Consider the following 12,517-nt stretch of genomic DNA (forward strand, 5'->3'; position numbering starts at 1 on the left):
GAAAAGACGAAGGGAGGAGCCCGGCCATGGCGGATGCGGAGCAAGGCGCGGCGACGGTCTATGTCGTCGGCTGCTACGACACCAAGGGAATCGAGTTGGACTATGTGCGGGGGCTGATCGCGGCGGAGGGGCTGCGCACGGTGACGGTCGATGTGGGCACCCGCCTGCCGGCCGTCCCGGCCGACGTCTCGGCGCGGGACGTCGCCTCCTGCCACCCCGACGGGGCGGAAGCGGTGCTGGGCACCGACGACCGCGGGCTGGCCGTGTCGCGCATGGCCGACGCGTTCCGGCGCTTCGTCGAGCGGCGCACCGACGTCGCCGGCATGATCGGGCTGGGCGGTTCCGGCGGCACGGCGATCATCGCCCCGGGCATGCGGGTGCTTCCCGTGGGAACGCCCAAGATGATCGTGTCCACCATCGCGTCGGGCAACGTTGCGTCCTATGTCGGCGAGACGGACCTCTGCATGATGGCCTCGGTCACCGACGTCGCCGGGCTGAACCGGATTTCGCGCCGCGTGCTGGGCAACGCCGCCCACGCGATGGCCGGCATGGTGGCGCGGGCAGTTCCCGAGACGGACACCAAGCCGGCGCTGGGCCTCACCATGTTCGGCGTGACGACGCCCTGCGTCACGCAGGTGTCCCAGGCGCTCGACCCCGCCTACGACTGTCTGGTCTTCCACGCCACCGGCACCGGCGGGCGGGCGATGGAGAAGCTCGTCGCCTCGGGCTTGCTGGCGGGCGTGCTGGACGTGACGACCACCGAGGTCTGCGACCTGCTGATGGGCGGCGTCTTCAGCGCCGGGGAGGAGCGGCTGGACGCCATCGCGCGGGCCGGCATCCCCTATGTCGGCTCCTGCGGGGCGCTGGACATGGTGAATTTCGGCCCGCGCGAGACCGTGCCCGACCGCTACCGCGACCGGCTGTTCTATGTGCACAACCCGCAGGTCACGCTGATGCGCACCACGGCGGAGGAGAACCGGGCGATGGGAGCCTGGATCGGCCGCAAGCTGAACGCCTTCACCGGGCCGGTGCGCTTCCTCATCCCCGAAGGGGGTGTGTCGGTGCTCGACGCGCCGGGCCAGCCCTTCCACGATCCCGAAGCGGACGACGCGCTGTTCGATGCGCTGGAGCGCACCGTCGAGCAGACGGACGCGCGCCGGCTGATCCGCCTTCCCCACAACATCAACGACCCCGCCTTCGCCGCCGCGCTCGTCCGGGCCTTCCGGGACATCGCCGCGGCCGGCCACGGCACGACGCCATAAGGAGCCTTCGACGATGCCCCGCATTCCCCGTCAACAGATCCTCGACCGGTTCCGCGGCATGATGGCCCGCGGCGAACCCATCGTCGGCGGTGGCGCCGGAACCGGGCTGTCCGCCAAATGCGAGGAGGCGGGCGGGATCGACCTGATCGTCATCTACAACTCCGGCCGCTACCGCATGGCCGGGCGCGGCTCGCTGGCCGGGCTGCTCGCATACGGCAACGCCAACGAGATCGTCGTCGACATGGCGCGCGAGGTGCTGCCGGTGGTGCGACACACCCCCGTGCTGGCCGGCGTCAACGGCACCGATCCCTTCATGATCCAGGACCAGTTCCTGCGGCGGCTGGCCGATCTGGGCTTTTCGGGCGTGCAGAACTTTCCGACCGTGGGGCTGATCGACGGCGTCTTCCGGGCCAACCTGGAGGAGACCGGCATGGGCTACGGGCTGGAGGTGGATATGATCCGTGCCGCCCATGAGCTGGATCTGCTGACCACGCCCTACGTCTTCTCGGAAGGGGAGGCGGTGGCGATGGCCGAGGCCGGGGCCGACGTCATCGTCTGCCACCTCGGCCTGACCACCGGCGGCAGCATCGGGGCGGAAACGGCGCTGTCGCTGAAGGATTGCGTGCCGAAGATCGACGCCTGGGCGGAGGCGGCCCTGCGGGTGCGCAAGGACGTGATCGTGCTGTGCCACGGCGGCCCGATCGCCACGCCGGAGGACGCCTCCTTCGTTCTCGGCGCGTGCACCGTCTGCCACGGCTTCTACGGGGCGTCCAGCATGGAACGCTTGCCGACGGAAACCGCGCTGACCGAGCAGACGCGCCGCTTCAAGGCCATCACCAAGCAACGCTGAAGGGGGGAACGCATGGCACGGGTCTATGTCAGCGCCGTCATCGACGCGCCCGTCGGGCAGGTCTGGGACAAGGCACGGGATTTCAACGGCCACCACACTTGGCATCCCATCATCGCGGACAGCCACATCGAGGACGGGCTGCGCAGCGACACGGTCGGCTGCGTCCGCAATTTCGGGCTCACGCCCGGCGGCCGGCTGCGCGAACAGCTGGTGTCCTTCAGCGACCGCGAGCGCTCCTACACCTACACGATCCTGGAATCCCCGCTGCCGCTCACCGACTACGTCGCGACCTTCCGCCTGACCGAGGTGACGGAGGGCAACCGGACCTTCGGCGAATGGTGGGCCGACTTCGAGTGCCGGCCCGAGGACCTGCCCACGCTGCGCGAACAGGTCGGCCGGAACACCTTCGCCGCCGGGTTCCGGGCGCTGGCGGCGCTGTGCGGCGCCGGCGTTACAGCGCCTGCTCCAGCTCCGGCACCGCCTTGAACAGGTCGGCGACGAGGCCGTAGTCGGCGACCTGGAAGATCGGCGCCTCCTCGTCCTTGTTGATCGCGACGATGACCTTGCTGTCCTTCATGCCGGCGAGGTGCTGGATGGCACCGGAGATGCCGACGGCGATGTACAGCTCGGGCGCCACGATCTTGCCGGTCTGGCCGACCTGGTAGTCGTTCGGCACGAAACCGGCGTCCACCGCCGCCCGGCTGGCGCCGACCGCCGCACCGAGCTTGTCGGCCAGCGCTTCCAGCAGCTTGAAGTTCTCGCCCGACTGCATGCCGCGCCCGCCCGACACCACGATCTTGGCCTGGGTCAGCTCCGGACGCTCCGACTTGGTCAGCTCCTGGCCGACGAACTTGGCCGAACCGGCGTCGCCCGTCCCGGCGATGCTCTCGACCGTCGCCGAACCGCCGGTGGCGGCGGCCGCCTCGAAGGCGGTGGTGCGCACCGTGACGACCTTGATCGGGTCGGCGGACTTCACCGTGGCGATGGCGTTGCCGGCGTAGATCGGCCGCTCGAACGTGTCGGCGGAGACCACCCCGGTGATGTCGGAGATCGCCGCGACGTCGAGCAGCGCGGCGACCCGCGGCAGCAGGTTCTTGCCCTCCGACGAGGCGGCGGCCAGAAGATGTTCATACTTTTCGGGACCGTAGCCCTTGGCCAGCCCGACGACCAGCGGCGCAACGTTCTCCGGCAGCGGGTGGGCGTAGGCCGCGTCGTCGGCCAGCAGCACCTTGGCCACGCCGGCCACCTTGGCGGCGGCCTCGGCGACGGCCTGGGCACCCTGGCCGGCGACCAGCACGTGGATCTCTCCGCCGATCTTGGCGGCGGCGCTGACCGCGTTCAGCGTGGCCGCCTTCAGCGCGGCGTTGTCGTGTTCGGCGATGACGAGAATGGACATGTCAGATCACTTTCCCTTCAGAGCACGCTGGCCCTTCAGATCGCGCGGGCTTCGTTCTTCAGCTTGTCGACCAGGGCGGCGACGTCGGCGACCTTGACGCCGGCCTTGCGCTTGGCCGGCTCGGCGACCTTGAGCGTGGTCAGGCGCGGCGCCACGTCGACACCCAGCGCGTCGGGGGCCAGCGTCTCGATGGGCTTCTTCTTGGCCTTCATGATGTTGGGCAGCGAGGCGTAGCGCGGCTCGTTGAGGCGCAGGTCGGCGGTGACCACGGCCGGCAGGGTCAGCTGCACCGTCTCCAGCCCGCCGTCGATCTCACGGGTCACGGTGACCGAGCCGTCGCCCGGCGCGACCTTGGAGGCGAAGGTGCCCTGCGGCCAGCCCAGCAGGGCGGCGAGCATCTGGCCGGTCTGGTTGCAGTCGTCGTCGATCGCCTGCTTGCCGAGGATGACCAGCCCAATCCCGTCTTTATGGGGGCCTTCCTTGTCGACCAGCGCCTTGAGCACCTTGGCGACGGCCAGCGGCTGCGTCTCGGCGTCGGTCTGCACCAGGATGCCGCGGTCGGCGCCCATGGCGAGGCCGGTGCGCAGCGTCTCCTGGGCGGCCGTCGGGCCGACGGTGACCACGATGACCTCGGTCGCCTTGCCGGCTTCCTTGAGGCGGACGGCCTCTTCGACGGCGATCTCGTCGAAGGGGTTCATGCTCATCTTCACGTTGGCGGTCTCAACGCCGGAACCGTCCGCCTTGACGCGGATCTTGACGTTGTAATCGACCACCCGCTTGACCGGGACGAGGACCTTCATGGGTTCAATCCTTGACTGGCGGAACCGCGCTCAGGTGCGCAGGATCTTGCCGGGATTCATGATGTTGTGCGGATCGAAGGCGCGCTTCAGCGTCGCCATCATGTCCAGCTCGACCGCCGACTTGTAGCGCGGCATCTCGTCGATGCGCAGCCGTCCGATGCCGTGCTCGGCGGAAATGGAACCGCCGAGCTCGACGACGATGTCGTGGACGATGGCGTTGACCGTCGCCAGCTTCGCCTTCCATTCGGCCGGGTCGCCGCCCTCCGCCTGGATCGGGTTGAAGTGGATGTTGCCGTCGCCGAGATGGCCGAAGGCGAAGGGGCGGATGCCCGGACACTCCCGCTCCAGCGCCGCGTTGGCGCGGTCGAGGAAGCGCGCCACGCGGGAAATCGGCACCGACACGTCGTGCTTGAAGGACACGCCTTCGCGCTTCTGGCCCTCCGGGATGCCCTCGCGGATGCGCCACAGCGAATCGGCCTGGGCCTTGGAGGCGGCGACGACGCCGTCCAGCACCTCGCCGGCCTCCATTCCGGCTTCAAGGATGCCTTCCAGCATCTCCATCAGGCGGTTGCCGCCGTCCTGGTCGGCCAGCTCGACCAGCACGTACCACGGATAGCGGTCGCGCAGGGGATCGGGCACGTCCGGCACGTGGCGGCGGGCGACGTCGATGCAGTCGCGCTGGATCAGCTCGAAGGTGATGATGCGGTCGCCGGCCACGCCCTTGGCGCGGGTCAGCAGATCGACGGCGTCGCTGGGCGCCGACACCGCGACCAGCGCCGTGGCGGTGGCGCGCGGCAGCGGCGACAGCTTCAGCACCGCGGCGGTGACGATGCCCAGCGTGCCTTCCGACCCGATGAAGATCTGCTTCATGTCGTAGCCGGCGTTGTCCTTGCGCAGCCCGCGCAGCCCGTCCCAGATCCGCCCGTCGGGCAGCACCACCTCCAGCCCGGCGACGAGGTTGCGCATGTTGCCGTAGCGCACGACCTGGACGCCGCCGGCGTTGGTCGCGATGTTGCCGCCGATCTGGCAGGAGCCCTCGGCGGCGAGGCTCATCGGGAACAGCCGGCCGATGTCGCGCGCCGCGTTCTGGATGTTGGCGAGGATGCAGCCGGCCTCCACCGTCATCGTGTCGTTGTCGATGTCGATCTCGCGGATGCGGTTGAGCCGGTTGGTCGAGAGGACGATCTCCGACCCGTCGGCGTGCGGCTGGCTGGCCCCGGTCAGGCCGGTGTTGCCGCCCTGGGGCACGATGGGGGTGCGCGTCTCGGCGCAGATGCGCACCACCGCGGCCAGCGCCTCGGTGCTGTCGGGCAGAACCACGGCGGGGGAGCGGCCGACCCAGCCGTCGCGCCAGGACTCCATGAAGGGCTGCATGGTGCCGGGATCGGTGATCAGCCCGCGGTCGCCGACGATGGCGTGGATGGGGGCGAGCACGGCCGTCGCGAAGTCCGGCCGCCCGGTGGTCAGGGTGTCGTTGGACGTCGGGATGTCTTTGGACAAGGAGGCTCTCCCTGGGCTTCGGTTCCGCGTCACAGCGCGCGATAGGCCGTCTTGATGATGGTGTAGAACTCGATGGCGGAGCGTCCCTGCTCGCGCGGGCCGTAGCTCGACATCTTCCGGCCGCCGAAGGGGACGTGGTAGTCGACGCCGGCCGTCGGCAGGTTCAGCATGGTCATGCCGGCCTGGATGTTGGCCTGGAAGTGGCGGGCGTGCTTCATCGAGTTGGTGATGATGCCCGACGACAGGCCGTAGTCGGTGTCGTTGGCCACATGCAGGGCTTCCTCGTAATCCTTGACGCGGATGACGCTGGCGACCGGGCCGAACACCTCCTCCTGGTTGATGGTCATGGCGTTGCTGGTCTCGGTGAACAGCGTCGGGGCGAGGAACCAGCCGCGCGTCGGCCGGTCCAGCCGCCCGCCGCCGGAGGCCAACTGCGCGCCTTCCTTCAGGCCGGTATCGATGTATTGCAGGTTCTTGGTCAGTTGGAACTCGTCGATGACCGGGCCGATCTGCGTCTCCGGCAGCAGGGCGTGGCCGACGCGTAGCGCCGCCATCCGCTCCGTCATCGCGGTGACGAAGGCGTCGTGGATGGAATCCTCGACGATGAAGCGGCCGGTGGCGGTGCAGCGCTGACCGGCGTGGAAATAAGCGCTGTTGACGCCGATCTCGGCGGCGCGCTCCGGGTCGGCGTCGCCCAGCACGACCAGCGGGTTCTGGCCGCCCAGTTCGAGCTGGACGCGGATCATCCGCTCCGCGCAGCGCACGGCGATGCGCCGCCCGGTGTTGACCGAGCCGGTGAAGGACACGGCGTCCACCGCGTTGGCCACCGCGGCGCCGACGTTGGGGCCGGCGCCGATCACCAGATTGAACAGGCTGCTGGGCATGCCGTGGGCCTCCAGCGCCTCCGCGATGAGGCGGGTGACGGCGATGGAGATGCCGGGGGTCTTCTCCGATGGCTTCCAGATCACCGCGTTGCCGAAGGCCAGCGCTGGGGCGATCTTCCACATCGGCGTGGCGACCGGGAAGTTCCACGGCGTGACGAGGCCGATGACGCCGACCGGCTCGCGCGTCACGTCGACCTCGACGCCGGGCCGGACCGAGCCCAGCGTCTCGCCGGGCGCGCGCAGCGCCTCGGCGGCGAAGAAGCGGGCGAGGTGGGCGGCGCGGGTGATCTCGCCCAGCGCGTCGGGGATGGTCTTGCCGCCTTCGGTCGCGGCGATGCGGGCCAGCTCGTCCTTGTGGTCGAACAGCGCGCGGGAGATGGCGTCGAGCACCAGCGAGCGCTGCTCCACCGTGGCGGCGCGCCATTGCGGCTGGGCGCCGCGCGCCGCGGCGACGGCCTCCGCCACGTCGTCGGCGCCGGCCAGCGAGTAGGAACCGGCCAGTTCGTCCAGATTCGACGGGTTGAAGATGTCGAGCCGGTCGCGGCCCGGACGCCAGGAGCCTGCGATGAAGTTGGTGATGCGATCGGAAGCGGGGGACATGTCGTTTTTTCTCCGGGGACGTTCTTTGGTGGCGCTGGCCCTTGCCCCCACCCCGGCCCTCCCCCGCTTTGCGGGAGAGGGTGCCTTAGGCGAAGCGGCGGCAGTCCCCTCCCCTGCGACAGCGGGGGAGGGCTAGGGTGGGGGCAAGTGCGCTCAGTCGGCGCGCGCCACCCACTCCTTCAGGGCGGTCAGCGCCCACAATGTTTCGATGGTCGGCACCGGCACGCCGCGGCGGCGGGCCAGCTCCAGGACGGTGGTCACGATGGGGTCGATCTCCATGCTGCGCCCCGCCTCGAAATCCTGGAGCATCGACGGCTTATGGCCGGGCACGCCGCTGCCCCGGCTCAGCCGCTCGTCGATGTCGTCGGGCAGGGCGACGCCCCAAGCATGGGCGACGTTCAGGCATTCGCGCATCAGCCGGCCCTGGACGGCGACCATGCCAGGGGCCTGCTCCATGGCGCCCATGGTGGCGCCGGTCAGCACGCTGGTCGGGCCGACCGCCATGTTGAGCATCAGCTTGCTCCACAGCGGCACGCGGATGTCGGCGGGCAGGCGGGCGGTGGCGCCGGCCGTGTTGAAGGAGTCGGCCAGGGCCGCCAGCTTCTCCGCGTGATCGCCGGGCCGGGGGGCGCCGAAGGCCAGCACCGGCATAGCGGTGTGGGCGACCACGCCCGGCCCGACGATGCGGGCGGGCAGCACCTCCATCACGCAGGCGGCGACCCGCTCCGGCCCGATGGCCGACCAGATGGCGCCGCCGGGATCGACGACCTCCAGCGGCTCCGGCGTCACGCCGTCCCCGGCGCCGTACAGGTACCACCAGGGAATGCCGTTCTGCGCCGCCACCACCAGCGTGTCCGGCCCGCACAGCGCCGGGAAGGACGCGGCCAGGGCCGGCAAGCCGTGCCCCTTCACCGTGACGATCACCACGTCCTGCGGGCCGAGGTCCTCGGCGGAATCGCTGGCCCGCGGGCGGCTGGTCAGAGTCCCCTTCGGGGTCTGCACGGTCAGCCCGCCGTCGCGGATCGCCGCGAGATGGGCGCCGCGGGCCAGCAGCGACAGCTCGTGCCGGCCCGTGGCGGCGAGATACCCGGCCAGCGCGCCGCCAACGGCCCCGGCTCCAACGATGGCGATGCGCATGTCGCTCTCCCTTCCTCAGTCCCGATTACTTGAATTCCAGCGGCGGCAGGTCGTCGTCGAGGTCGCCGCCGAGGCCCTTGAACTGCTCCTCGATCTGCTTGTCGTCGAGCTTGGTGGCGGTCGACTTGTAGTGCATGACCATCTGCGGGAAGGCGATCACCAGGGCCACCATGACGAGCTGGATGACAACGAAGGGCACCGCGCCCCAGTAGATCTGGCTGGTCAGGACGGGGGCCGTCTCCTTCTTCGTGATGCGGTCGATGTAAGGTACCTTCGGCGCCACCGAGCGCAGGAAGAACAGCGAGAAGCCGAAGGGCGGGTGCATGAAGCTGGTCTGCATGTTCACCGCCAGGATGACGCCGAACCACACCAGATCGATGCCCAGACGATCCGCTGCCGGGGCCAGCAGCGGGATGACGATGAAGGCCAGCTCGAAGAAGTCGAGGAAGAAGGCCAGCAGGAAGACCATCACGCTGACGGCGATCAGGAAGCCCATCTGCCCGCCGGGCAGCGAGACCATCAGCTCCTCGACCCAGATGTGGCCGTTGACGCCGTAGAAGGTCAGCGAGAACACCCGCGCGCCGATCAGGATGAACAGCACGAAGGCCGCCAGCTTGGCCGTCGAATAGGTGGCCTGCCGCACCATGTCGAAGTTCAGGCGCTTCTTCATGGCCGCGAGCGCCAGCGCGCCGACGGCACCCATGGCGCCGCCCTCGGTCGGGGTGGCGAGGCCGATGAAGATGGTGCCCAGCACCAGGAAGATCAGCGCCAGCGGCGGCACCATGACGAAGGTCGCCTGCTCGGCCATGCGGGAGATCAGGCGCCGGCCGGTCGCCCGCTCCACCACCGCCACAGCCAGGGCGTAGAGCGCGCCCGCCGCGATGGAGTCACCGATCAGGGCCAGGGTGGTCCATTCGTTGACCGTCAGCCACGCCGCCGCCGCGGTCAGCGCCGCCGTGGCGACGGTCTGCAGGACGAGGCGCTGCGCGCCGAAGCCGCGGTTGAAGGCCGCCGCCAGGAAGGCGACCAGCACCGCCACCGACAGCATCAGCACGACGTAGTCGGCGCCGGACTTCACGTCGGTGCGGCCCATCACCCAGGTGGCGACCGCGCCCGAGAACAGGGCCAGCAGGCCGAGCTGCCAGACGCCGCGCGCGCCGTTCGGCTCGCGGTGGGCGATGGCTTCCGGCGGCAGGCCGGGGGCGGCCTTGGGCCAGATCATCGAGACGACGAAGACGTAGAGGGCGTAGAGGCCGGCCAGCAGCAGGCCGGGGATGAAGGCGGCCTCGTACATGTCGCCGACTGAGCGGCCGAGCTGGTCGGCCATGACGATCAGCACCAGCGACGGCGGGATGATCTGGGCCAGCGTGCCCGACGCCGCGATGACGCCCGACGCCAAGCGGCGGTCGTAGCCGTAGCGCAGCATGATCGGCAACGAGATCAGGCCCATCGAGATCACCGACGCGGCCACCACGCCCGTCGTCGCGGCGAGCAGCGCGCCAACGAAGATGACGGCGTAGGCCAGACCGCCGCGGATCGAGCCGAACAGCTGCCCGATGGTGTCGAGCAGATCCTCGGCCATGCCGGACCGCTCCAGCACCAGACCCATGAAGGTGAAGAAGGGCACGGCGAGCAGCACGTCGTTGTTCATCGTGCCGTAGACGCGCTCGGGCAGCGCCTGGAACAGGTCGGGGCGGAACAGCCCGATCTCGATGCCGATCAGACCGAACAGCAGCCCGTTGGCGGCCAGCGCGAAGGCCACCGGATAGCCCAGCAGCAGCATGCCGACCAGCGTGGCGAACATGATCGGCGCCATGTTGTGGCCGAACCAGCCGCGCCAGCCGTCCTGTTCGGCCAGCGCCGCGGCGCCGGGCACCGGCAGCACGTAGAGCGCCACGGCGACCACCGCCAGCAGCACCAGGGAGATGACGGACAGCCGGACGGCGCGCGGCGAAGGGGTGGGGGAGGTCGTGCTCATCGCGCGGTCACCGGCTGGGAAGGGTGTCGGGGTGGGTGGTGCGCTCGCGTTCGGCCGCCAGCAGCCGTTCCGCCTCGGCCTCGGCCGCCGCCTGATGGCCGCCGGCGCGGTGGTTGTCGTCCTCCAGATGGCCGGACATGATCGCGGCGCGCTTGGCCAGCTCGGACAGGCCCTGGATGAACAGCACGGTGAAGCCCAGCGGAATCAGCATCTTCGCCGGCCATTGCGGCAGGCCGCCGGCGTTCATCGACTGCTCCTCGATCGCGTAGGAGGCGATGGCGAAGGGCCAGGAGGTGACCATCATCACGAAGCTGAAGGGCAGCAGGAAGGTCAGATGGCCGAACAGGTCGATGGTGTCGCGGGCGCGCTTGCCGAGTTGCGCGTTCACGATGTCGATGCGGATGTGCTCGTCCTCCTTCAGCGTCCAGGGGGAGCAGAGCAGGAACACGGCGGCGAACAGCACCCATTGCAGTTCGAGCCACGAATTCGAGCTGATGTCGAACATCTTGCGGACGACCGCGTTGACGGCCGACACCAGGATCGCCAGCACGATCAGCCAGGATATCGCCTTGCCCAGCCGCGCGGTGACCGCGTCGACCAGCCGGCAGGCCCCGACCAGGGCCGTCATGAAAGGGGAAGCGTTGGGGCTCGGCATGGTGGGCAGGCCCTCCCGAAAAAGCCGGTCGCGCTCGGCGCGACAATGCCACGGCCGGAGGACGGTGGCCCCGCCCCCCGGTCATGGTTGAGGACGTGCCGGATCAGCGCCGGGCGAGACGCAGGGTGGCGCTGTCGTAGGCGTATTCCGACGCCTGGTTCCACAGGTTCGAGTCCGTCTGGAAGCGGCGGTAGCTCTCGTAGAACTTCTTGAAGGTCGGGTTCTTGTCCGACAACTCGTCGTAAAGCTCCATGGCCGCCTTGTGGCTGGCCTGCAGCACGTCCTGCGGGAAGGCGCGCAGCTTGGCACCCTTCTCCACCACGCGCTTGAGCGCCGCCGGGTTGAGCACGTCGTAGCGCGCCACGCTGTCGACGTTGGCGAGCGCCGCCGCCGAAGTCAGCGCCGCCTGGTAATGCTTGGGCAGGCTGTTCCAGCGGTTCGTGTTGATGAAGAAATGCTGGAGCGAGGTGCCGTCCCACCAGCCCGGGTAATAGTAGTTCGGCGCGATCTTGTAGAGGCCGAGCTTCTCGTCGTCATGCGGGCCGTTGAACTCGGCGGCGTCGATGGTGCCGCGCTCCAGCGCCGGGTAGATGTCGCCGCCGCTGACCTGCTGCGGCACGACGCCCAGCTTGGACAGGATCTGGCCGCCCAGGCCGGAGATGCGGAACTTCAGCCCCTTCAGGTCCTCGGCGCTCTTGATCTCCTTGCGGAACCAGCCGCCCATCTGGGCGCCGGTGTTGCCGCCGGCGAGCGCCTTCAGATTGTGGCCGGCGTAGAACTCCTCCAGCAGCTTGCCGCCCTCGCCGTGGTAGAACCAGGCGTTCTGCTGGCGGGTATTCAGGCCGAAGGGCAGGCAGCAGCCGAAGGCGAAGCTCGGGTCCTTGCCGACATAGTAGTAGGACGCGGTGTGGGCCATCTCCACCGTGTCGTTGCTGGCGGCGTCGAGCGCCTGCAGCGCCGGGACCAGCTCGCCGGCGGCGAAGACCTGGATCTGGAACTTGCCGTCGGTGGCCTCGGCGATGTTCTTCGCCATGACCTCGGCGCTGCCGTAGAGCACTTCGATGTTCTTCGGGAAGCTGGACACGCAGCGCCAGCGGATCGTCGGCTCCGACTGGGCGATGGCCGGGGCGGCGAGGGTGGAGGCGCCGGCAACGACGGCGGCACCCTTGAAGAATTGACGGCGCTTCATGTGGATCTTCCTCCCGAGAATTTTTGTGGCCGAGATTTTTGTTGCCCGGACGAGGCGATGCCGGCCCGAGGCGCTTGGCCCCCGGTGGATGGCCGGGGAGAGTGTGGTGACCCTGACAGTGGATCAGGCGGCCGCACAGCGGAATGCGTATTGCCGGCATATCAGCCATAAGCGCGGCAAGCCATCAGCGACACGAACGGTTTCACCCGAAACCCGCGGCGGCCCGCCCCAAACGGTGCGGGCGCGGACGGTTTGCTATGCCCGCA

11 protein-coding genes are annotated in these 12,517 nt (G+C 69.4%); 3 read left to right on the forward strand and 8 right to left on the reverse strand.

Annotated elements, in window-relative coordinates:
- The first annotated feature begins 26 nt into the window (after positions 1-26).
- The 3 genes from ABAZ39_RS29680 to ABAZ39_RS29690 are packed head-to-tail and all read left to right on the forward strand — an operon-like array spanning position 27 to position 2,598.
- Complete coding sequence (locus ABAZ39_RS29680) at positions 27-1,262, forward strand: Tm-1-like ATP-binding domain-containing protein (RefSeq protein WP_040137908.1); 1,236 nt, start codon at positions 27-29, stop codon at positions 1,260-1,262.
- 13 nt (positions 1,263-1,275) lie between these two features.
- Positions 1,276-2,112 carry a phosphoenolpyruvate hydrolase family protein gene (locus tag ABAZ39_RS29685; RefSeq protein ID WP_040137909.1) on the forward strand — a complete coding sequence of 279 codons (837 nt, stop codon included), beginning with the start codon at positions 1,276-1,278 and terminating at the stop codon, positions 2,110-2,112.
- Positions 2,113-2,124: 12 nt separating this feature from the next.
- Complete coding sequence (locus ABAZ39_RS29690; protein ID WP_040137910.1) at positions 2,125-2,598, forward strand: SRPBCC family protein; 474 nt, start codon at positions 2,125-2,127, stop codon at positions 2,596-2,598.
- On the opposite strand, the gene ABAZ39_RS29695 is transcribed toward ABAZ39_RS29690, so the two are convergent.
- From ABAZ39_RS29695 to ABAZ39_RS29730, 8 genes are all read right to left on the reverse strand, one after another.
- A complete protein-coding gene (locus ABAZ39_RS29695; RefSeq protein WP_040137911.1) occupies positions 2,564-3,508 on the reverse strand; it encodes an electron transfer flavoprotein subunit alpha/FixB family protein in 945 nt (314 codons plus the stop codon). The two genes, ABAZ39_RS29690 and ABAZ39_RS29695, sit on opposite strands and share 35 nt — an antisense overlap.
- 35 nt (positions 3,509-3,543) lie before the next feature.
- On the reverse strand, positions 3,544-4,308 hold the full coding sequence (locus tag ABAZ39_RS29700) for an electron transfer flavoprotein subunit beta/FixA family protein (protein ID WP_040134474.1): 765 nt from the start codon (positions 4,306-4,308) through the stop codon (positions 3,544-3,546).
- Between the two features lie 30 nt (positions 4,309-4,338).
- The gene (locus tag ABAZ39_RS29705; RefSeq protein WP_144243671.1) at positions 4,339-5,808 is read right to left on the reverse strand and encodes an FAD-binding oxidoreductase; all 1,470 of its coding nucleotides are present in this window, start codon (positions 5,806-5,808) and stop codon (positions 4,339-4,341) included.
- Between the two features lie 29 nt (positions 5,809-5,837).
- A complete protein-coding gene (locus tag ABAZ39_RS29710) occupies positions 5,838-7,292 on the reverse strand; it encodes an aldehyde dehydrogenase family protein (RefSeq protein WP_040137912.1) in 1,455 nt (484 codons plus the stop codon).
- Between the two features lie 153 nt (positions 7,293-7,445).
- On the reverse strand, positions 7,446-8,429 hold the full coding sequence (locus ABAZ39_RS29715) for a ketopantoate reductase family protein (RefSeq protein ID WP_040137913.1): 984 nt from the start codon (positions 8,427-8,429) through the stop codon (positions 7,446-7,448).
- A gap of 25 nt (positions 8,430-8,454) precedes the next feature.
- Positions 8,455-10,245 carry a TRAP transporter large permease gene (locus ABAZ39_RS29720; protein WP_040138359.1) on the reverse strand — a complete coding sequence of 597 codons (1,791 nt, stop codon included), beginning with the start codon at positions 10,243-10,245 and terminating at the stop codon, positions 8,455-8,457.
- A gap of 169 nt (positions 10,246-10,414) precedes the next feature.
- Positions 10,415-11,035 carry a TRAP transporter small permease subunit gene (locus tag ABAZ39_RS29725; RefSeq protein ID WP_040138360.1) on the reverse strand — a complete coding sequence of 207 codons (621 nt, stop codon included), beginning with the start codon at positions 11,033-11,035 and terminating at the stop codon, positions 10,415-10,417.
- A 130-nt stretch (positions 11,036-11,165) separates the two neighbouring features.
- The gene (locus ABAZ39_RS29730) at positions 11,166-12,251 is read right to left on the reverse strand and encodes a TRAP transporter substrate-binding protein (RefSeq protein ID WP_040137914.1); all 1,086 of its coding nucleotides are present in this window, start codon (positions 12,249-12,251) and stop codon (positions 11,166-11,168) included.
- Positions 12,252-12,517 lie beyond the last annotated feature (266 nt).

The organism is Azospirillum argentinense, assembly GCF_000632475.1.
Classification (GTDB): Bacteria; Pseudomonadota; Alphaproteobacteria; order Azospirillales; family Azospirillaceae; genus Azospirillum; species Azospirillum baldaniorum.